At 69.5% G+C, this 17041-nt stretch carries 19 protein-coding genes and 1 pseudogene; 9 read left to right on the forward strand and 11 right to left on the reverse strand.

The window, feature by feature from the left end:
• Window positions 1-25: 25 nt before the first annotated feature.
• From ACF08N_RS16590 to ACF08N_RS16600, 3 genes are all read left to right on the forward strand, one after another.
• Window positions 26-1141, forward strand: coding sequence for an AI-2E family transporter (locus ACF08N_RS16590; RefSeq protein ID WP_392325321.1), 1116 nt, complete (start codon window positions 26-28; stop codon window positions 1139-1141).
• A gap of 127 nt (window positions 1142-1268) precedes the next feature.
• Window positions 1269-1679 carry a VOC family protein gene (locus tag ACF08N_RS16595; protein WP_392325322.1) on the forward strand — a complete coding sequence of 137 codons (411 nt, stop codon included), beginning with the start codon at window positions 1269-1271 and terminating at the stop codon, window positions 1677-1679.
• Window positions 1680-1759: 80 nt separating this feature from the next.
• Entirely contained in the window at window positions 1760-2224 is a 465-nt protein-coding gene (locus ACF08N_RS16600) for a helix-turn-helix transcriptional regulator (protein ID WP_392325323.1), read from the forward strand.
• Between the two features lie 136 nt (window positions 2225-2360).
• Here ACF08N_RS16600 and ACF08N_RS16605 read toward each other — a convergent pair whose 3' ends face one another.
• The 3 genes and pseudogenes from ACF08N_RS16605 to ACF08N_RS16615 all read right to left on the reverse strand — a co-directional run bounded on the left by ACF08N_RS16605 (window position 2361) and on the right by ACF08N_RS16615 (window position 4442).
• Window positions 2361-2909, reverse strand: coding sequence for a hypothetical protein (locus tag ACF08N_RS16605; RefSeq protein WP_392325324.1), 549 nt, complete (start codon window positions 2907-2909; stop codon window positions 2361-2363).
• Window positions 2893-3432 (reverse strand): annotated as a pseudogene (locus ACF08N_RS16610) (aldehyde dehydrogenase family protein); the annotation flags it as partial. The gene ACF08N_RS16605 and the pseudogene ACF08N_RS16610, both read right to left, overlap by 17 nt.
• A gap of 296 nt (window positions 3433-3728) precedes the next feature.
• On the reverse strand, window positions 3729-4442 hold the full coding sequence (locus ACF08N_RS16615) for a DUF4386 domain-containing protein (RefSeq protein WP_392325325.1): 714 nt from the start codon (window positions 4440-4442) through the stop codon (window positions 3729-3731).
• 381 nt (window positions 4443-4823) lie between these two features.
• Here ACF08N_RS16615 and ACF08N_RS16620 point away from each other — a divergent pair, with 381 nt between their 5' ends.
• Window positions 4824-5738, forward strand: a complete 915-nt coding sequence (locus tag ACF08N_RS16620; RefSeq protein ID WP_392325326.1) for a sigma-70 family RNA polymerase sigma factor — start codon at window positions 4824-4826, stop codon at window positions 5736-5738.
• A gap of 137 nt (window positions 5739-5875) precedes the next feature.
• On the opposite strand, the gene ACF08N_RS16625 is transcribed toward ACF08N_RS16620, so the two are convergent.
• Together ACF08N_RS16625 and ACF08N_RS16630 are read right to left on the reverse strand one after the other, a co-directional pair.
• Window positions 5876-6616, reverse strand: a complete 741-nt coding sequence (locus ACF08N_RS16625; protein ID WP_392325327.1) for an SDR family oxidoreductase — start codon at window positions 6614-6616, stop codon at window positions 5876-5878.
• Window positions 6617-6831: 215 nt separating this feature from the next.
• Window positions 6832-7329: an SgcJ/EcaC family oxidoreductase gene (locus ACF08N_RS16630; protein WP_392325328.1), complete on the reverse strand. Its 498-nt coding sequence runs from the start codon at window positions 7327-7329 to the stop codon at window positions 6832-6834.
• 66 nt (window positions 7330-7395) lie between these two features.
• Here ACF08N_RS16630 and ACF08N_RS16635 point away from each other — a divergent pair, with 66 nt between their 5' ends.
• Window positions 7396-7860, forward strand: coding sequence for a MarR family winged helix-turn-helix transcriptional regulator (locus ACF08N_RS16635; RefSeq protein ID WP_392325329.1), 465 nt, complete (start codon window positions 7396-7398; stop codon window positions 7858-7860).
• Between the two features lie 255 nt (window positions 7861-8115).
• Here ACF08N_RS16635 and ACF08N_RS16640 read toward each other — a convergent pair whose 3' ends face one another.
• Window positions 8116-8541 (reverse strand): organic hydroperoxide resistance protein, encoded by a 426-nt coding sequence (locus ACF08N_RS16640; protein ID WP_392325330.1) that lies wholly within the window; start codon window positions 8539-8541, stop codon window positions 8116-8118.
• 285 nt (window positions 8542-8826) lie between these two features.
• Between ACF08N_RS16640 and ACF08N_RS16645 the strand changes: the two genes are divergently transcribed.
• The 3 genes from ACF08N_RS16645 (at window position 8827) to ACF08N_RS16655 (ending at window position 10805) form a co-directional block, all read left to right on the forward strand.
• Window positions 8827-9888 carry an alpha/beta fold hydrolase gene (locus ACF08N_RS16645; RefSeq protein ID WP_392325331.1) on the forward strand — a complete coding sequence of 354 codons (1062 nt, stop codon included), beginning with the start codon at window positions 8827-8829 and terminating at the stop codon, window positions 9886-9888.
• A 72-nt stretch (window positions 9889-9960) separates the two neighbouring features.
• Window positions 9961-10155, forward strand: coding sequence for a hypothetical protein (locus ACF08N_RS16650; protein WP_392325332.1), 195 nt, complete (start codon window positions 9961-9963; stop codon window positions 10153-10155).
• A gap of 89 nt (window positions 10156-10244) precedes the next feature.
• Entirely contained in the window at window positions 10245-10805 is a 561-nt protein-coding gene (locus ACF08N_RS16655) for a CGNR zinc finger domain-containing protein (protein ID WP_392325394.1), read from the forward strand.
• Window positions 10806-10845: 40 nt separating this feature from the next.
• Here ACF08N_RS16655 and ACF08N_RS16660 read toward each other — a convergent pair whose 3' ends face one another.
• The gene (locus ACF08N_RS16660; protein ID WP_392325333.1) at window positions 10846-11460 is read right to left on the reverse strand and encodes a TetR/AcrR family transcriptional regulator; all 615 of its coding nucleotides are present in this window, start codon (window positions 11458-11460) and stop codon (window positions 10846-10848) included.
• 153 nt (window positions 11461-11613) lie between these two features.
• Between ACF08N_RS16660 and ACF08N_RS16665 the strand changes: the two genes are divergently transcribed.
• Window positions 11614-12384, forward strand: a complete 771-nt coding sequence (locus ACF08N_RS16665; protein ID WP_392325334.1) for an SDR family NAD(P)-dependent oxidoreductase — start codon at window positions 11614-11616, stop codon at window positions 12382-12384.
• A gap of 35 nt (window positions 12385-12419) precedes the next feature.
• Here ACF08N_RS16665 and ACF08N_RS16670 read toward each other — a convergent pair whose 3' ends face one another.
• The 4 genes from ACF08N_RS16670 to ACF08N_RS16685 form a co-directional block, all read right to left on the reverse strand.
• Complete coding sequence (locus ACF08N_RS16670; RefSeq protein ID WP_392325335.1) at window positions 12420-12821, reverse strand: DUF6817 domain-containing protein; 402 nt, start codon at window positions 12819-12821, stop codon at window positions 12420-12422.
• A 137-nt stretch (window positions 12822-12958) separates the two neighbouring features.
• A complete protein-coding gene (locus ACF08N_RS16675) occupies window positions 12959-14251 on the reverse strand; it encodes an NAD(P)/FAD-dependent oxidoreductase (protein WP_392325336.1) in 1293 nt (430 codons plus the stop codon).
• Window positions 14252-14301: 50 nt separating this feature from the next.
• Complete coding sequence (locus ACF08N_RS16680; RefSeq protein WP_392325337.1) at window positions 14302-14985, reverse strand: haloacid dehalogenase type II; 684 nt, start codon at window positions 14983-14985, stop codon at window positions 14302-14304.
• 597 nt (window positions 14986-15582) lie between these two features.
• Window positions 15583-16800 carry a helix-turn-helix domain-containing protein gene (locus ACF08N_RS16685; protein WP_392325338.1) on the reverse strand — a complete coding sequence of 406 codons (1218 nt, stop codon included), beginning with the start codon at window positions 16798-16800 and terminating at the stop codon, window positions 15583-15585.
• Window positions 16801-17041 lie beyond the last annotated feature (241 nt).

Consider the following 17041-nt stretch of genomic DNA (forward strand, 5'->3'; position numbering starts at 1 on the left):
GCGGCCGTATCAATAAGGTGACTGCATGTCTGCCACGTTGAGTTCCACGAAAACCGCCGCTGCGCTGCGAACAGCAGCACGTACCTCCGCCCACTCGCTGCTGGTCCTCCTCCTGACCGCGGTGATTCTCTGGGGCGTGGGCCGCATGTGGTCGGTCGTCTGGCCGCTCGTCGTGGGCCTGTTCCTCACCACCCTGACCTGGCCCCTGACGCGTTTCCTGCGACGGCACGGCTGGCATCCCGCCCTGGCCGCGGCTGTCGTCACCGTGTTGTTCCTTCTGGTCGTCACCGGCATCGTCGCGCTGATCGCGGTGCCGGTCGCCTCCCAGTCCGGGGAACTCGCCGACGGTGTGGTGGAAGGCATCCAGAGGCTGCGTGAGTGGGCCGCCGGACCGCCGCTGAACATCGGCGACGACCAGATCACCGGCGCCTTCGACACCGCGATCGCCCGCGTCCAGGACAGCATCGGCAGCATGGTCACCGCTGTCGCGACAGGAGTGGGCACCGTGCTCAACGGCGTGGTCACCGCCGTCCTGGCGCTCTTCCTGATGTTCTTCTTCCTCAAGGACGGCCCCCGATTCCTGCCGTGGCTCGCCCGCCAACTCCCCGGCCGGCTCGCCACCGACGTTCCGATCGTGGCCGAGCGCAGCTGGGACACCCTGGGCGCGTTCGTACGCTCCCAGGCGTTCGTCGGCCTCCTCGACGCCGTCTTCATCGGCCTCGGCCTGTGGATCCTCGACGTGCCCCTGGTGCTCCCGCTGGCCGTGCTGACGTTCGTGTCCGCGTTCGTGCCGATCGTCGGCGCCCTGTTCGCCGGCCTCGTCGCGGTCCTCATCGCGCTGGTGTCGAACGGCCTGACCGACGCACTGATCGTTCTGGCGATCATCGTCGTGGTACAGCAGCTGGAGGGCAACGTGTTCCAGCCCATGATCCAGAGCCGCGGACTCGGCCTGCACGCGGCGGTCATCCTGCTGGCGGTGACACTCGGCGGCAGCCTGGCGGGCATCGTGGGCAGCCTGCTCGCCGTCCCGCTGGCCGCGCTGATCGCAGTGTTCTGGAACTACCTGCGCGAGCAACTCAGCGACCCCCGGCAGGAAGCGGAGACCGACGAGTCGCCATCCGGTGTCGCTGTGGCGTCGTAGCGCCTCGGCCCGTCGACACGATTGCCTGCGGCGGTGGACCGGTCTCGTTATGACGGCGCGGCAGGCAAGCCCGGATCGGTCAGGAATCGAGAAGCGCGGTCACGGAGCCGCTCCTAGGGTGATCGTCATGGACATCACGATTCACGCGAGCTTCCTCCCGCACGAGGACCCGGACGCGTCCCTGGCCTTCTACCGCGACGTCCTCGGCTTCGAGGTCCGCAGCGACGTCGGGCAGGGCACGATGCGCTGGATCACCGTCGGCCCCGTCGGCCGGCCCGGCACGTCGATCCTCCTGGCGCCGCCGGCCGCCGACCCCGGCATCACCGAGGACGAACGCCGCACCATCACCGAGATGATGGCCAAGGGCACCTACGGCTGGATCCTGCTGGCCACCCACGACCTCGACGACACCTTCGAGAAGGTGCAGGCCGCCGACGCCGAGGTCGTCCAGGAGCCGACCGAGCAGCCGTACGGCATCCGCAACTGCGCCTTCCGCGACCCCGCGGGAAACCTGGTCCGCATCCAGGAGCTGCGCTGAGCCGTGCAGTCCGGAAACGGTTCGGGGACGTTCGGTACGCACACCGCCGTGTTTGCGACCATCGACGGAAGGGTTCTCGCATGTGTCTTCCCGCATGGAGGCGCGCTCGTGTCGCGGCGCAGCGCCTGAGTGACTTCGCGCGGCTGCGCCGCGTCCGTGACCGGATCGACCGGGAGTACGCGCAGCCGCTGGACGTCGAGGCGCTCGCCCGTGGCGCGAACATGTCGGCCGGGCACCTCAGCCGCCAGTTCCGGCTCGCGTACGGCGCGTCGCCGTACGCCTATCTGATGACGCGTCGCATCGAGCGCGCGACGGCGCTGCTGCGTCGTGGCGACCTCAGCGTCACCGAGGTCTGTGCCGCGGTCGGTTGCTCGTCGCCGGACGCCTTCAGCACCCGCTTCACGGAGCTGGTCGGCATGCCGCCCGGCGCCTGTCGGAGCCGGGCGGCGCAGGCGACCGCGGGGATGCCGTCGTACGTGACGGACGAGGTGACCGGACCGGTCAGGAACCGAGAAGCGTCGGCGCCCGAACCACAACTGACGTGATCCCACCGGGGCGGGACGAGCCGGCCGTGGCGTACCGGTCAGGGCCGGCCGCCGGCCCGCGCCCGATTGACGGACACCACCACGGCCTCGGCTCGCCCACGCGAGGAGCCAGTCGACAGCGGCCGGACGAACTCCCCTACCGCACCACGTCGGCGCGGGTGAGTTCCCCGTCGAGGAGTCGGACGAGGCCCAGTGTGTTGCGGTCTCGCAGCGCCGTGGGGAGCAGGCCGTCGGGGAGGTTCTGGTAGGCGACGGGGCGCTGGAAGCGCCGGAGCGCCTGCAGGCCGACAGAGGTGTACGCGGCGTTCGACGTGGCCGGGTACGGTCCGCCGTGGTGCTGCGCCGGGGAGACCGCCACGCCGTTGGGCCAGCCGTTCCACAGCAACCGGCCCGCGGTGTCGCGCAGGGCACGCAGCAGCGTGGGCGCGTGCGGGTCGTCCTCCTCGGTGTGGACCGTGGCTGTGAGGTGTCCGGGGAGAAGGGGGAGGAGCTCCAGCACCTCGGAGATGTCGCGGTAATCGACGACGACGGACGTCGGGCCGAAGCACTCGACCAGGAAGCGGTCCGGGTCCGCCTTGACGGCGTCAACCGTGGTGGTCAGGAGTTGGGAAGAGATCCAGTCGCCTTCGCCCGTGGCCTTCTGCCGGCCCGATGCCAGCACCGCCACATCAGGAAGGGAACTCACTCGTTCGCGCACGCTGCCGTGGTGGGCGCGGATCGAGTCGGTCAGCAGGCGTCCGGGCCGAGTTGCCTCCACGGCAGCGGTGAGCTGGGGGGGCGAGCCCGTGTCCCTCGGGAAGGAAGAGCCGCCCCGGCTTGGTGCAGAACTGTCCGACGCCGAGGGTGAACGACTCCACGAAGCCGCTCACCACCTGGGCGCCGCGCCGTTCGCCGGCCAGGGGCGTGACGACCACAGGGTTCAGGCTGCCCATCTCGGCGTAAAAGGGGATGGGCGTCTCGCGCTGGTTGGCGATGTCGAGGAGAGCGCGACCACCCGGGACGGAACCGGTGAAGCTCGCGGCGCGGATCCGGTGGTCCTTGAGGGCGACGACGCCGTTCTCCTTGCCTTCGATGAGCTGGAAGACACCGGCGGGCAGAGCGGCGTCGGCGACCGCCTGACGGACCAGGTCGGCCGATGCCCGGGAGGTCTCCGGGTGGCCGGGATGGGCCTTGACCACGACCGGGCAGCCGGCCGCGAGTGCGGCGGCGGTGTCTCCTCCGGCGACACTTCGCCAGCAGCGACTACGCGAACACCTGGGCCGGCTTCATCGACGGCGCCGTCGAAAGCGGCACCCGCGTGGCCCGCCAGGTCCACGCGCCCCTGCGGCAGCCCGCTGTCGACTGACCGGTACCGGTCCTCCACATGCCGCATCCGCGACCCGGCGCAGTCGCCCGTGATCCCGGGCGACCGTGCGGTCGCCCGGGATCACGGACGCTGGTGCCGCGAGTCCCTTGCACTGCATGACCCGCCTCCGCCAACTCCTCGGCGCGGCACCGCGGACGGTCATGCGTCGGATGCGGCCGGGCGCGGGCGGGCCAGTGCGAACGCTGCCCACACCAGCCATGCCGTGCCACCGAAGCGGACGACGGGCAGCAGGTAGCTGAACCCGAAGACGAGGAGCGAGAGGGTGGCGGCCAGACCGGCGGCGGCGATGACCAGGCCGGTGGTGGTGCAGGCGCGCGGCAGGAGTCCGCTGCCGCGTGCTGCCAGGCAGGTGCCTGCCGCCAGGAGCGCGAAGGACACGGCGTATCCGAGACCGCCGGCAAGGAAGGACAAGTCGGCCAGGGCACGCGCCAGGGCTGTGGGTGACTCCTCCGGAAGCCGGCCCAGGGTCCAGGAGAGTGCGGCACTGGAGGCCAGCGCGCCACTGGCCAGCACCCCGCCGGCGAGGGCTGTCGTCGCCGCGGCGCCGGACCCGCCGGCGGACTGGCCCCGCCGCACCAGCCGGGCCAGGGTGGCGGCGACGGTCACCAGGAGCACGGCGGCGACCACCAGCAGGAAGGCGCCGAGATCGATCGCCGTGCCGTGGTCGCGTACGTAAAGCAGGATGTCGCGGCCGGATGTGCCGGGCTGCGGGGTGGCGCTGTTGGCGACGACGTACGCGGCGGTGAGCGCGGCGTAGGAGAGCGAGACGGTGAGCAGTGCGACGGCGACGCGCGGGCGCCGGGCCGCGCCCTGGAGCGGGGCGGCGTGGGACTCATGTACCGATGCGGGCATGACATCTCCTGGACGAAGGACTTCGGCGTGGATCCCCGGTGGGGGAGCCCCGGGGCGGACATCCAGAATCCCGTTGCGCGGCACCACGGTCGTCCCACTGCGGCAGGCCGTGCGGCTACTCCGAGGGGAGTAGCCGGCCCGGTACGGATACGAAGTACCGCAGCAGCTGAGCCAGTTCAGCGGGGCGGGCGAAGGCGCGCACAGTGAACCGGCGGAACCGCAAAGGCGCTTCCCTGCCGAGGCCCGTCCGGCGGGAACACCTGGGCAGCGGCCGGTTCTCCAGGCGAGGCCACCGTAGGATCTGAGCGAGCGGGCCGTCCTTGCACCGGAGGTACGCCTGTCCGAGGGGCACGACGGTGGACCTGTGGAGGCATTCGCACCATGGACGAGCAACAACCGCTCACCGACGGCTCGCTGAACGAAGCGGCGGACGCGTTCCAGCGGCTGCGTCCACGGCTGTTCGGTATCGCCTACCGCATCCTGGGCAGCGTGTCCGAGGCCGAGGACGTGGTGCAGGACGTGTGGGTGCGATGGCAGGGCGCCGACCGGGGCGCGGTACTGGATCCCGGGGCGTTCCTGGCGAAGATCACCACACGTCTGGCGATCAACGTGGCCCAGTCGGCGCGGGTTCGCCGCGAAGCCTATGTGGGGCCGTGGCTGCCGGAGCCCGTGGACACCAGTGTGGATCCGCAAGTCGGCGCCGAGCGCGGCGAGGCGCTGGAGCTGGCCGTGCTGCTGGTCCTCCAGAAGCTGAATCCCGTGGAGCGGGCGGCCTACGTGCTGCGGGAGGCATTCGACTACGCGTACGGCGAGATCGCGGCCATCCTGCAGCTGAGCCAGGCCAACACGCGGCAGATCGTCAGCCGTGCCCGCAAGCGCCTGTCCGCGGAGCGCCGTGAACCCGTCGACACGGCACAGCACCGGCGCCTGCTCGAAGCCTTCGTCGCCGCGGCGCGGCACGGTGACGTCGCCGCGCTCGAGAACGTGCTGTCGGCCGACGTCGTCGCCTACGCGGACGGGAACGGCATGCGTGGCGTGGCACGGGTGGAGATCGTGGGAGCCGAGCGCGTGGCCAGGATCAGCGCCTTCGCCAGGAAGTTCTTCCCCGGCGCCGAGTACGGCGTGGTGGAGACCAACGGCCTGCCCAGCCTGCAGCTCGTCAAGGACGGCGTCACCGTTGCCCTGGTGAGCGTCACCGTGGGGCCGGACGGTATCGACGGGCTGTACTGGGTCCTGGCGACCGACAAGCTGAGGGCGTACGAGCGGTCGGCAGGCAGGCTCACCGGCCGGCCGTAGCGAACCCGCGTCCTGGGTGGAGGGGCACCGCGGCAGGCACGCATCCGCAACGTCCTCGGCCAGGTGTACCTGAACGGATGCGAGCGGTGCCCGAACGCGGTGCCCCTCAAGGGGCCGATCCGGCTACGGGGTGCCGGTCAGTTCTGCTTGAGCCAGTCCTCGTAGCGGGTGGATGCGACGTGCACGGTGTCGTCGCCCACGAGAACGCCGTCGGGCATGCCTGCGAACAGGCCGGCCGCCTCGTCGGTGACGACCGAGCGGCCGTCCGGCTTCACCGCCAGAGTGATCTCACCGAGTCGGTCGAGCGTCTGGACCTCGGGGCCGGCGATGTTGCGCACGCCGTACGACGGTTCACCCTGCGCCGCCTCGGCGACCGCGGCGGCGACATCGGCGGAGGCGATCGGACGCAGTTGCGTGGACGGCAGGCGCACCTCCATACCCTGCGTGGACATGTCCATCACCGGGGCGATGAACTCGAAGAACTGGGTGGCGCGCACGATGCTGTAGGGGACGCCGTTGCTGCGCACCGCCTCCTCCTGGGCCACCTTGGCCCGGTAGTAACCGTAGTCGGGGACCTGGTCGACGCCGACGATGGAGAGTGCCACGTGGTGGCGGACACCTGCCTCCTTCTCGGCCTCGATCAGGTTCCGCGCCGAACGAGTGAAGAAGTCCAGCGCCGCCTCGGGCTCGAAGGACGGGGAGTTCGAGACGTCCACGACCACGTCCGCGCCTTTGAGCGCCTCGGCCAGACCTTCGCCCGTGAGGATGTCGACGCCCGTGGAGGGAGAGGCCGCCACGACCTCGTGACCACCGTCGCGGACAAGCGCGACCACCTGCGAGCCGATGAGCCCCGTACCGCCGACGACCACGATCTTCATCACTGTCTCCGTTCGCTGATTCCGCTGCCAAACGGATACCGGCGCCACTTCGCCGGACCCGGTGCGTCAACGCGCACATCAACAGGACAGGGCAGCGGCCAGGTCTGTGACAGCCGATGTCGACGACTGCCCGGAGCCGGGTCATCAGGGCCCGTTTACGTCGGCGCCTCGCGAGACCCGCCCAGAGTCGGAGAGACAGGCCCTGGTCGACGCAGTCACGGCAGTGCGACCTCGCGCGCCCGGCCTATGCCGAAGCGCTGCGCCAGACGCGTCAGGGCCTGCGACATTTTCGACGGCATCGAGTCCGGTTCCGGGATGGTCACCGGTCGCTGGCGCCCGTTCTGTATCGCCGCTATCCGCCAGCCCTCCGGCGTACGAACGCAGACGATGATCTGCCGCGACAGCCGTCGCTTCGGCAGCTTGCTCCGCCAGGGCATGAGAACCGATCCGTTGCCCACCAGCACGGCCACGGAATCGGTGATGAAACGCAGCGACTCGATCCGGCCGACCATCGCCGATCCGGCGATCACTCCGCGGAACAGCTTGTCGTGGTTGTCCTGCAGTTGCGTGGCGCCGGCCGCCCAGCTGCCGTCGTAGGAGACGTAGTCGGCGTCCTTGGTGAACAGCCGCCCGAACCCGGCGGAGTCGCCTTCGGTCCAGGTCTTGCAGTACTCCGCGAAGAGCTTGCCGATCTCGGCCTCTCGGGTGTCCATGCTGTTCCCCGCTCCTTCCCGTGCTGGTATATTTAGTTCGGCCGAACGAAATATACGGAGCGAGTAATGGGACTGTCAAGAGAAGAACTCCTCAGCGGGCTCGGGGAAGCAGGGCGGGTCCACAGCAATGCGGCCGTCATGTATCACGCGGCGGTCAGCGCCCGGGTGGGCCTCAGCGCGGTCGAGGAGAAGACGCTCGACCTGCTCCAGCGGTCGGGCGCCCTCAGCGCGGGCGAGCTGGCAGATCTCACGGGTCTGGCACCAGCCTCCGTGACCGGGCTGGTCAACCGGCTGGAGCGCAAGGGATTCGCCCGCAGAGTGCGGGACTCGCAGGACGGCAGGCGGGTCAACGTCGAGGTGGATCCGGGCGCGGAGGCGCGATTCGCGCCACTCTTCGCCGCTTTCGCGGCTCAGCTGGGGGAGCTGTACGAAAACTACTCGGACGCGGAGCTCGCCGTGATTCTCGACTTCCTCCACCGCTCTGCGCGGATCCAGCGGGAGGCCACCCGCGCCCTCACGGAGGAGGAGTGACAGTCGGAGACGAGTCACGTGCGGCATTCCGTTGATCAGCTGTCGGTAATACCGCTACAGGGGGCACCGGTTGCCGTGCGCCGGTAGAAGCTCCGGCGCCGCCCACGCATGTCTCCCCTGAGCAGCCGGCGGCAACCAAGGCTGCCGGGGAGGGCTCCGGACGGACTGGCCGCGCACCGGGCGCGGGGGGGCGGGGGGGGGGGGGGGCCCCCCCGCCCGCCCGCCCCCGACGCGCCGCGGCTCAGGGCTGTTCTGTCAGGCAGCGGTGGCGTGGACGGTGACCGGGATGTTGCCGCGCGTGGCCTTGGAGTAGGGGCAGATCCGATGGGCGGCGGCGCCCAGTTCCGTGGCGGTCTCCTGGTCGACGCCGCCGAGTTCGACGTTGAGAATCGCAGCCAGACCGAACTCGCCCTCGTCATCGTGGGTGAGTGTGATCTCGGCGGTGACGGCGATGCTCGCAGGCCTGACTTTGCGCTCGGCGGCAGCGCGGCGCACAGCCCCCAGGAAACAGGCCGCCCAGCCCGCGGCGAACAGCTGCTCGGGGTTGGTGGCATTGCCCGCGCCGCCCAGCTCCTTCGGGATGGCCAGAGTGGTCTCCAGAAGTCCGTCCTCGGACCGGACACGGCCGCCGTTGCGGCCCTCTCCGTCGACGTTCACGACGGCGGTGTAGCTGACTGCCATGACTGCTCTCCCATTTCTGTATTGAAGCTCCCGGCAGGACGCATCTTGCGTCACCGGTTCAAGTGGTGACTGGATACTCGCAGCCCCGCTCGTCACCGGTCAAGGCGGTGATGACAGTGAAAGGCTTGAGCTCGCCTGGAGTTCGAACGCTTGGATCATCTCCTAGATGACCGCAGGAGCTAGGTGAGCGTCGAATGAGAGTCACCGGTTTGACTGGTGATGATTCCCTGTGCGACAGTCAGTCGTCGCACCAACCGGTGCACGTCAACGCGCGGAGGGATGCACATGATCAACAGGCGTAGCTTCGGCAAGGCCCTGGGAGTGGGCACAGGCGCGGCCGCCGTTTCGCTGGCCGGATTGCAGGGCCTGCAGACCGCGTCCGCCGTCACTCGGAGTGCATCCGCGGTGTCGACCGTTCCCACCGTCGTCCCCGGCGCGCACACCACTTTTCCGCAGCTGCAGCAGATCAGGGCCGGCCTGCTGAGCGTCGGCTATGCCGAACTGGGCCCCGCCCACGGTCCCGTGGTGATCTGCCTGCACGGCTGGCCGTACGACATCCACAGCTACGTCGACGTCGCCCCCCTGCTGGCCGAGGAGGGCTACCGGGTGATCGTCCCGTACCTGCGCGGCCACGGCACGACACGCTTCCTCTCCGACCGGACGTTCCGGAATGCCCAGCAGTCGGCCATCGCCCTCGACGTCATCGCCCTGATGGACGCCCTGAAGATCGAGAGGGCCGTTCTGGCCGGCTTCGACTGGGGCTCACGCACCGCCGACATCGTCGCCGCACTCCGGCCCGAACGCTGCAGGGCCCTGGTGTCGGTGGGCGGGTACCTCATCACGAACCTCGCGGCCAACCTGAAGCCGCTGCCACCCACAGCCGAACACGCCTGGTGGTACCAGTACTACTTCTCCACCGAGCGAGGCCGGCTCGCCATGGAGGACAAGACCCTGCGCCACGACCTGACCAGGCTCGTCTGGGACACCGTCTCCCCGACGTGGGACTTCGACGACGCCACGTTCGAGCGCACCGCGGCAGCCTTCGACAATCCCGACTACGCGGCCGTCGTCATCCACAACTACCGCTGGCGGCTGAGCCTCGCCGACGGGGAGCGCCGCTACGACGCACTCGAGAAGCGGCTTGCCACGCGGCCGGTCATCGAAGTGCCCGCCATCACCCTCGACGCCGAGCGGGACCCCTTCACCGCCCCGGGCAACGGCGCCTCGTACCGGGACAGGTTCACGGGCAAGTACGAGCACCGGACCCTGCCGGGGATCGGCCACAACCTGCCTCAGGAGGCACCCACCGCGTTCGCCCAGGCCGTCATCGACGTGGACCGTTTCTGACCAGACGTCGGCCAAACACCGTGGATCACCCTCTTGAGGGGTGACTCACCATCGACTCACTGGAGGATTGCTATGGAAAGTCAGAGCCTCGTGGACGGCGCTGCCGCGGTACGCCATGCGCGGTTCGGCGCCTTGCCCGAGCGTGTCCGCTTCGAGGACATGACCGAAGAGAAGCAGGCGACGCCGAACGACCCGGCGAGGGACACCCGCAACGCCGAAGCATCGTGGACGACCTTCTCCTGCCTCGCAACCGACCTGGGCCTCTGAGAGTCAAGAGCCAGGAGCGACCGACCGGCCGCCGTGTCGGCGGGTGACGAATCTTGCCCGGTGTAACAGTCACCTGTCAGGATGGTGATGTGAACCTAGATCATGTTTTCGTGTGCGGAAACCCGGCACTCGACTTCGCCGCAACGCTGCGAGCGCGCCGTTCGGTGCGCTTCGAGATGTTCGCGACGCCCGACAGGCTGAACGCATGGTACGTGGAGTCCGGCATCGTCGATGCGGTCTCTCCCAGTCAGGAGGCCGACGTCGAACACGCGACGACCGTCCGGGAAGCCATGTATCAGCTGATCACCGCCCGCCGGCTCGGAGAGGAGTACGACGGCGCGGCGCTGACCGTGGTGAACAACGCGGCACGCAAGCCGCCCGCGGTGCCGCAGCTCACTCCGTCGGGGCGATGGACGCAGGCAACGCCGGAGGAAGCCCTCTCCATGGTGGCGCGCCATGCCATCGAGCTCCTGAGCGGGCCGGACGTGCCCCTCCTCAAGGAGTGCGGCAACCCGGAGTGCACCCGCACCTACATCGACCGCTCGCGGGGCATGCGCCGGCAGTGGTGCGGGATGGAGTCCTGCGGCAACAAGATCAAGGCAGCCGCGTATCGCGCCCGCAAGAAGACAGCTTCCGCGGCAGCCCACTGACCTGCCTGCGCCGCCGAGCCGTGGCGACACCCCGAGGCTGTCAGGTCCGTACCGGTTCGCCTGCCGTCGCGCGGAGGTGTTCGATGCCGGTGTCGAGGGCCGCCTTGAGGTGGGTCGAGTCGCCCGTGGACATCATGATGGTCACGCCTCCCTGGATGCCCGCCAGCAGCGCGGCGGCCGTCCGGTCCACATCAAGGGCCGGTGACACCAGGCCGTTCGCCTGGAGGGCGCGCATGCCGCGGGCGAGCTGCTGCTTCCATTGGCGCATCAGCTCCGTCACGATCGCCTGTGCGCCGGGGCGGGACCGCCCGACCTGTAGGAACAGTGACCCCAAGGGGCAGTGGTCGCCCTGGAGTTCATAGCGTTCCACCACCACGTCCCGCCACTGGCGCCAGGACTCCCACGAGTCCAGACGCCCCAGGTGCGGCTGCTGGTCCTCCAGGACGCGGTCCGCTTCGAACCGGGCCACCGCCAGCAGCAGTTCGTCCTTGCCGTCGGGGAAGTAGTGGAACAGCTGGCTCTTGCTCGTGCCGGTGCGGCTGCGGATGTCGTCGAGCGTCGTGAAAGCGACACCTTGCTCGCGCAGCACCTCGGCCGCCCCCTCGACGATGCGGGCCCGGGTGGCGCGGCCCTTCGCGGTCGGCGCGTCCGGCATCCTGCCTCCTCTCCGCCTCAATGGACCAACGGGTCCACTTTACCGGCATGAGGCCCCGGCGACGGTGGGAGAAGCCCCCTCAGTCTGGACTTGCCGGTCCATTTCCTGCGACGCACAGTTGTCCGCACACAGCCAGACAAGGGAGATCGCGGCATGAGTGAACGACTGCGGAACAAGACGGCGCTGGTCACGGGGTCGACCAGCAATATCGGGCAGGCGATCGCCGAAGCGTTCGCAGCCGAGGGCGCCCACGTCATCGTGTCCGGACGCAACCGGGAACGGGGGGCACACGTCGTCGAAGGAATTCGTGCATCGGGTGGCCGGGCCGACTTCCTGGTGGCGGACCTGGACGGCAGTGCGGAGGCTTCCCAGGACCTGGCCGACCGGGCCCGTGAGACGGTGGGCGGGCGGATCGACATCCTGGTGAACAACGCCGGCGTCTATCCGGCCCCCGGCACCACCGCCACCGACGAGAAGACGTTCGACAAGGTCTACGGAGTGAACGTGAAGGCGCCGTTTTTCCTCACCGCTGCCGTCGTCCCGGGCATGACGGAGTCCGGTGGCGGGGTGATCATCAACCTCGGCTCGTGGATCGCGCGCCTGGGCGTTCCTCTCGGCGCGCTCTACAGCTCCACCAAGGGAGCCATGGAGACGCTCACGCGAGCATGGGCCGCGGAGTTCGGCCCGATGGGCGTGCGGGTGAACGCCGTCTCGCCGGGCGTCATCCTCCCGCCTGCCCCGGAAGGCAGCGAGCCCCATCCGGGCCAGATCATGATGAAGGGCACCCCCGCCGGTGACGTCGGCACGCCGGACGCCATCGCGCATGCCGTGGTGTGGCTGGCCAGTGACGAAGCGGCCTTCGTGCACGGAACCGTGGTGGACGTCGACGGGGGCAGGACAGGAGTCGCCGTCATCGCCGCGTAGTGCGCGGATACGGAACCTTCCACACGGCGCCCTGATCACCGGGCCGTCGAGGACGCGCCCTGACGGTGCGCCGGCATCCTGTCGGCGGGGGACCCGCCGGAGGGCAGGGCCATCTGAGGATGTACGCGCAGACGACCTGCCCAACTGTTCCCGGAAGGACGGGTCGATGCAGACGAGGTCGAGTTCGTTGGCGGCCGTGAGCTCGGCGATGTCGTGACGCCGTTGAGGTTCGGGGAGGCCGGCGTGACCGGTGAACCGGTTGCTCCGATCACCGCCGCGAGTTCGGCACGGCGGTCCAGGGACAGCAGCGCGGTGGAGAAGCCGTCGGTGCCGTAGTACGCGTGGCACAGGCCCGCGAGCTGGAGCCCGGACCGCGCGAAGACGCCGGACGGGTTGCCGTTGCCTCGATGTGCGCCCGTGGCCTCGCGCTTTCGCACCCCGCCTCGGTCTGGACGGCAGCCGTCGAGCTCGGTGACGAGATCCGCGACTGCGCTTTTCGAGTGCCGGAAACGACATGGCAAGGGCCAGTGGCGGGCGGACACCGCCACTGGCCCTTCCGGTGAATCGCTGTTGGTCAGCGCAGGCGGTCCTTGGCCTTGTAGTAGGCGCCGCCGAACGGCAGGAACCAGGCGGTGCCGTTGTAGAAGGGGACGGGAACCTTGGGGAAGCCAAGGTCACGCAGGGGGTTGGCCTCCGGCCTGCCGTCCATCATCTCGGCGACCGCCCGGCCCATGTAGGTGGCCATCTGGACTCCATGGCCGCAGTACCCCATGGAGTAGTACAGGCCCTTGGCCCCCTGTGCCTCACCCGCGTGCGGGAGGCGGTCCCAGGAGAAGCCGACCATGCCGCCCCAGACGTAGTCGACCCGGACGCCCGCCAGTTGCGGGAAGATCTCCGTCATCTCCCGCTTCAGGACGTCCCCGCTCTTCACGTCGGAGGCCGGGTTGGAGGGCGCGAAGCGGGCCCGGCCACCGAAGGCGAGGCGGTTGTCGGGGGTGAGGCGGATGTAGTGGCCGACGTTCTTGGAGTCGACCACCAGGCGCCCGTTGGGAATGATGTCGCGAGCGCGCGCCTCGCCGAGCGGTTCGGTGACGATGATGAAGCTGCCGACGTTGATCAACCGCTTCCGGAACCAGGGCAGCGCCTTGTCTGTGTAGGCGTCGGTGGCCGCCATGACCTGCTTGGCGCGGATGGTGCCGTGCATGGTCTCGACGAGGAAGCCGCCGCCGGGGGTCCTCGTCAGGCCCGTGGCGGCGTTCCGTTCGTGGATCTCCGCACCGGCGTGTTCCGCGGCCTCGGCCAGGCCGTGGACGAACTTGCCCACATGCAGGGCCGCGCCGAGCGGGTCGAGCAGCGCGCCGTGGTAGTAGTCGGAGCCGAGTTCGGCGCGCAGTTCACTCTTGGTCAGCAATACCGTGTCGTGGCCGAAGTTCTCGGCCAGATCGCGCTGCTTGGCCCGCATGGCGTCGAAGTGCTGGGGTTTGAAGGCGACGCCGAGGCGCCCGGCACGGTGGAAGTCGCAGTCGATCTTCTCCCTGACCGCGAGCTCCTCGACGAGGTCCACCGCATCGCGGAACGCATCGTAGATCTCGCGGGCGCGCTCCATCCCGTAGCGCTTGCGGGCCTCGGCCGGGCTGATGGTGATGCCGGGGTTGCAGTGGCTGCCGTTGCGTCCGGAGGCTCCCGAGCCGACCTTGTCCTTCTCGACGAGGACGACCCGGGCGCCCTTGCGGGCGGCGTGGTAAGCGGTGGACAGTCCGGTGAGGCCGCCGCCGATGACCACCACGTCGGCCTCGTCCGGCAGGTCCTTGCCGGACCGGTCGGGCAGTGCGGGAGCGGTGTCGAGCCAGTAGGGGATCTGCTTCATGGCGTGCGTCCTTTGCGTTCTCTGTCCTGTATCGCCGTGTCGCCGTGGGGTCAGCAGCCGAGCAGGGCCGGCAGGCCGGAGAGGTCGGGCAGCTCGTCGAAGGGCTGGTAGTCGGCGCTGCCGCGGGCGCCGATGGAGCCGTTGTGGCCGTAGCGGTTGATCCACACGCGGCGAGCGAGGCCGAGGTCGCGGGTGGGGATGAGGTCGTACTCCCAGCCCTGGGCGACGTGGATGACCTGGGCTGGGTCGATGTCCATGGTCTGGAAGGCGTACTCGAAGCTCTGCCGGGACGGCTTGTACGCCTTGGCCTGCTGGGCGGTGATGACATGGTCGAACTCGACGCCCATGTTGGCCAGGTTCTGGGCGATGAGGTCGTCGTCCGTGTTGGAGATGATGGCGATCTCGTACCGGGACTTCAGCGCCCGCAGGGCGGCCGGGACCTCGGGGTGGGGGCCGAAGGTGGGCACGGCCGCGACCAGGGCCTCGCCGTCGGACTGCCGGTACTCCAGGCCGTGCAGACGCATCGCTATCTCCAGGCTGGCGGGCAGCAGCTCGCGGAAGGGGCGGTATGCCTCCAGGACGGCGTGGAACCGCATGATGCGGAAGTCGTCGAGGAACTCGTCGACGTTCAGACGGTCCAGGTCCAGCCGGTCGGCCAGGACCTTCAGGGTGGTGGGGCCGAGCTGGAAGTCGACCAGGGTGCCGTAGGCATCGAAGGTGACGATCTGACGCATGGTGTTCAACCTCTTTCCGAGCGTATCGGACACCCCGTTCACCGGGAGTCACGATCTCGTCGAGTGCGGCGAGGTTCGCCGCATCGGGGGTCCAGGAGGCTGCCGCGGCGTTGGCGGCGACCTTGGGCATGGGGTGAGGGGGTTCCCGAGGGGCCGCCGCTGGAGGGCGAGCCCCCGGACAGGGCCGGGACGGTGAATGCTGATCAGGTAGTCGGCGGCAGCACCATTGCTGCTCCGAGTGCGATGAGCCTTTCTGCAACCCGAGGTGATGCGTCAGTGAAGCACCGTGGACAATCCGGCAACAAGGGACGTGAGGCCGCGAGATCGACCGCGTATTTTGTGCCTGTGCACAATTTCCTGTCAGGAACCTGGTGCGGTTCCCGCCCGAACCGGCTGAGTCTCTGAGAGGCACCGCGAGCGGCTCCGGCACGAACTGCCGCCGCTTCGCCCTGCCGCCCGGCGGCGTGACCGGGCTGTCGGCCGCCAAGGCCGCCGTCCTCATGAAGGGCCTTTGGCCTCTGACCGCCGCGCTTTGGCTCCGGCTCTCTCGGTCGCGGTCCCCGGCCGGTTGCCGCAACCCGTCCAGCAATCGGTGGATCAGGACACCGTCGCCCGGAAGCGGGCGCCCGCGTCCGTATCCAGCCAAGCCAGGGCGAGGACCAGCCGGGCGGCGTCGTTCGGTCTGGACAGCTTCAGCCCGGTCGCCTCTTCCGCGGCCTGCAGGCGGTTGCCCACCGTGTTCCGGTGACGGTAGGTGCGTGCGGCCACCTCAGCAACCGAGCCCAGGTCGAGGTACCAGCGCAGGGTCTCGACGATGCTGTCGCTGTCGCGCAGCCCGAGGAGTGGGCGCAGCACGCCGGTGGCCATCGCACCGGTGAGCTCCTCCTGCGCCGACATGATCGCCCCGACCCAGTGGCCCTCCACGTGCCGCACTCCGGGCTGCGCGGAGCTGCGGATCGCGGCCCGTGCGAACCGGATGCCCCGTGCCGTCAGCGCCAGCCCGGGGACTTCCGCGACGCCGCAGCGCCACGGAGCGAACGGCCGGAGCATGGCAAGCGTGGTCTCTTGATCGCACCGTCCGTGACGGATGATTCCGAGGAGCTCGTCGCCCATCCATCCGAAGTGACGCAGCAGGCCGCCCCGGCGCAGCGCATCGTCGACCTGGGACAGAGCCGGGTCCCCGGTAGGAACGGATTCGACCACGACCACGGTCAAGGCGACGTGCTCGGAGAAGCCCAGCAACGTCGAGGCCTCGGCGACCGTGGAGGGATCCTGCTCCCCTTCCAGGACGAGGCGGCTGAAGGCGCGGTTGCGCACCTCCGTACGACGGCTCGCCAGGTCGCGCTCGGTGCGGCGGTAGGCGTCGACGACCTCGACGCTGTTGGCGTCCGTCGCCTCCCAGACGCGGATCAACCCGTCGAGGAAGTCGGGATCGGCGCTGATGCCACGCGCTCGCCCCTCCGCGAGCACGGCCTCCCACAGGGTCCTGAGGTCCAGCTGGAAGGAGTGCATCAGAGCGGTCAGGGGAAACGCCTGTTCCGCTCGCTCGCGTCCCACGTCCTCGGTGGCGCGCGAGACCGTCCGGGGCACGGGACCGCCGGCCAGCCGGGTCAGGGCGAGTTCGAGGGTTCGTCGCATCCCCTCCCGTTTCTGGACCGGGTCCCAGTCCGCCGACGCGTAGGCGGCCTCCTCGGCTTCCAGCTGTTTGAGAGCACGAGAGGTCAGTTCGTCGAGTCGTTCCTCGAGGAGCTGGCGCGCGATCGCCTGCACGGCGTCGTGGCGGGCCCCACCCTGGCGGCGTGCCGGGCCGCTCACGAGGACCGCCCCTCGCGACGACAGCCGTCACCGGACGGATACGGGGCCGTCTCCGGGAAATGCCGCTGACATGCCGGTGGGGCTTCCTGCCAGAAAATGTGCACAGGCACAAAATACAGGGCCGATGTCGCGGCCTCGCGTCCCTTGTTGCCGGATTCTCCGCGGTGTTTCACTGACGCATCACCTCGGGCTGGAGAGAGCTCGTGACATGACCACGCACTTGGAGCAGCCATGGCGCATC

It is taken from the genome of Streptomyces sp. NPDC015127 (genome assembly GCF_043080095.1).
In the GTDB taxonomy this organism is placed as follows: domain Bacteria; phylum Actinomycetota; class Actinomycetes; order Streptomycetales; family Streptomycetaceae; genus Streptomyces.

Excerpts from the sequence above, each read along its gene's own strand:
- ACF08N_RS16590 (WP_392325321.1), top strand. The coding sequence starts at position 26 with ATGTCTGCCACGTTGAGTTCCACGAAAACCGCCGCTGCGCTGCGAACA.
- ACF08N_RS16595 (WP_392325322.1), top strand. The coding sequence starts at position 1,269 with ATGGACATCACGATTCACGCGAGCTTCCTCCCGCACGAGGACCCGGAC.
- ACF08N_RS16600 (WP_392325323.1), top strand. The coding sequence starts at position 1,760 with ATGTGTCTTCCCGCATGGAGGCGCGCTCGTGTCGCGGCGCAGCGCCTG.
- ACF08N_RS16615 (WP_392325325.1), bottom strand. The coding sequence starts at position 4,442 with ATGCCCGCATCGGTACATGAGTCCCACGCCGCCCCGCTCCAGGGCGCG.
- ACF08N_RS16620 (WP_392325326.1), top strand. The coding sequence starts at position 4,824 with ATGGACGAGCAACAACCGCTCACCGACGGCTCGCTGAACGAAGCGGCG.
- ACF08N_RS16625 (WP_392325327.1), bottom strand. The coding sequence starts at position 6,616 with ATGAAGATCGTGGTCGTCGGCGGTACGGGGCTCATCGGCTCGCAGGTG.
- ACF08N_RS16630 (WP_392325328.1), bottom strand. The coding sequence starts at position 7,329 with ATGGACACCCGAGAGGCCGAGATCGGCAAGCTCTTCGCGGAGTACTGC.
- ACF08N_RS16635 (WP_392325329.1), top strand. The coding sequence starts at position 7,396 with ATGGGACTGTCAAGAGAAGAACTCCTCAGCGGGCTCGGGGAAGCAGGG.
- ACF08N_RS16640 (WP_392325330.1), bottom strand. The coding sequence starts at position 8,541 with ATGGCAGTCAGCTACACCGCCGTCGTGAACGTCGACGGAGAGGGCCGC.
- ACF08N_RS16645 (WP_392325331.1), top strand. The coding sequence starts at position 8,827 with ATGATCAACAGGCGTAGCTTCGGCAAGGCCCTGGGAGTGGGCACAGGC.
- ACF08N_RS16650 (WP_392325332.1), top strand. The coding sequence starts at position 9,961 with ATGGAAAGTCAGAGCCTCGTGGACGGCGCTGCCGCGGTACGCCATGCG.
- ACF08N_RS16660 (WP_392325333.1), bottom strand. The coding sequence starts at position 11,460 with ATGCCGGACGCGCCGACCGCGAAGGGCCGCGCCACCCGGGCCCGCATC.
- ACF08N_RS16665 (WP_392325334.1), top strand. The coding sequence starts at position 11,614 with ATGAGTGAACGACTGCGGAACAAGACGGCGCTGGTCACGGGGTCGACC.
- ACF08N_RS16675 (WP_392325336.1), bottom strand. The coding sequence starts at position 14,251 with ATGAAGCAGATCCCCTACTGGCTCGACACCGCTCCCGCACTGCCCGAC.
- ACF08N_RS16680 (WP_392325337.1), bottom strand. The coding sequence starts at position 14,985 with ATGCGTCAGATCGTCACCTTCGATGCCTACGGCACCCTGGTCGACTTC.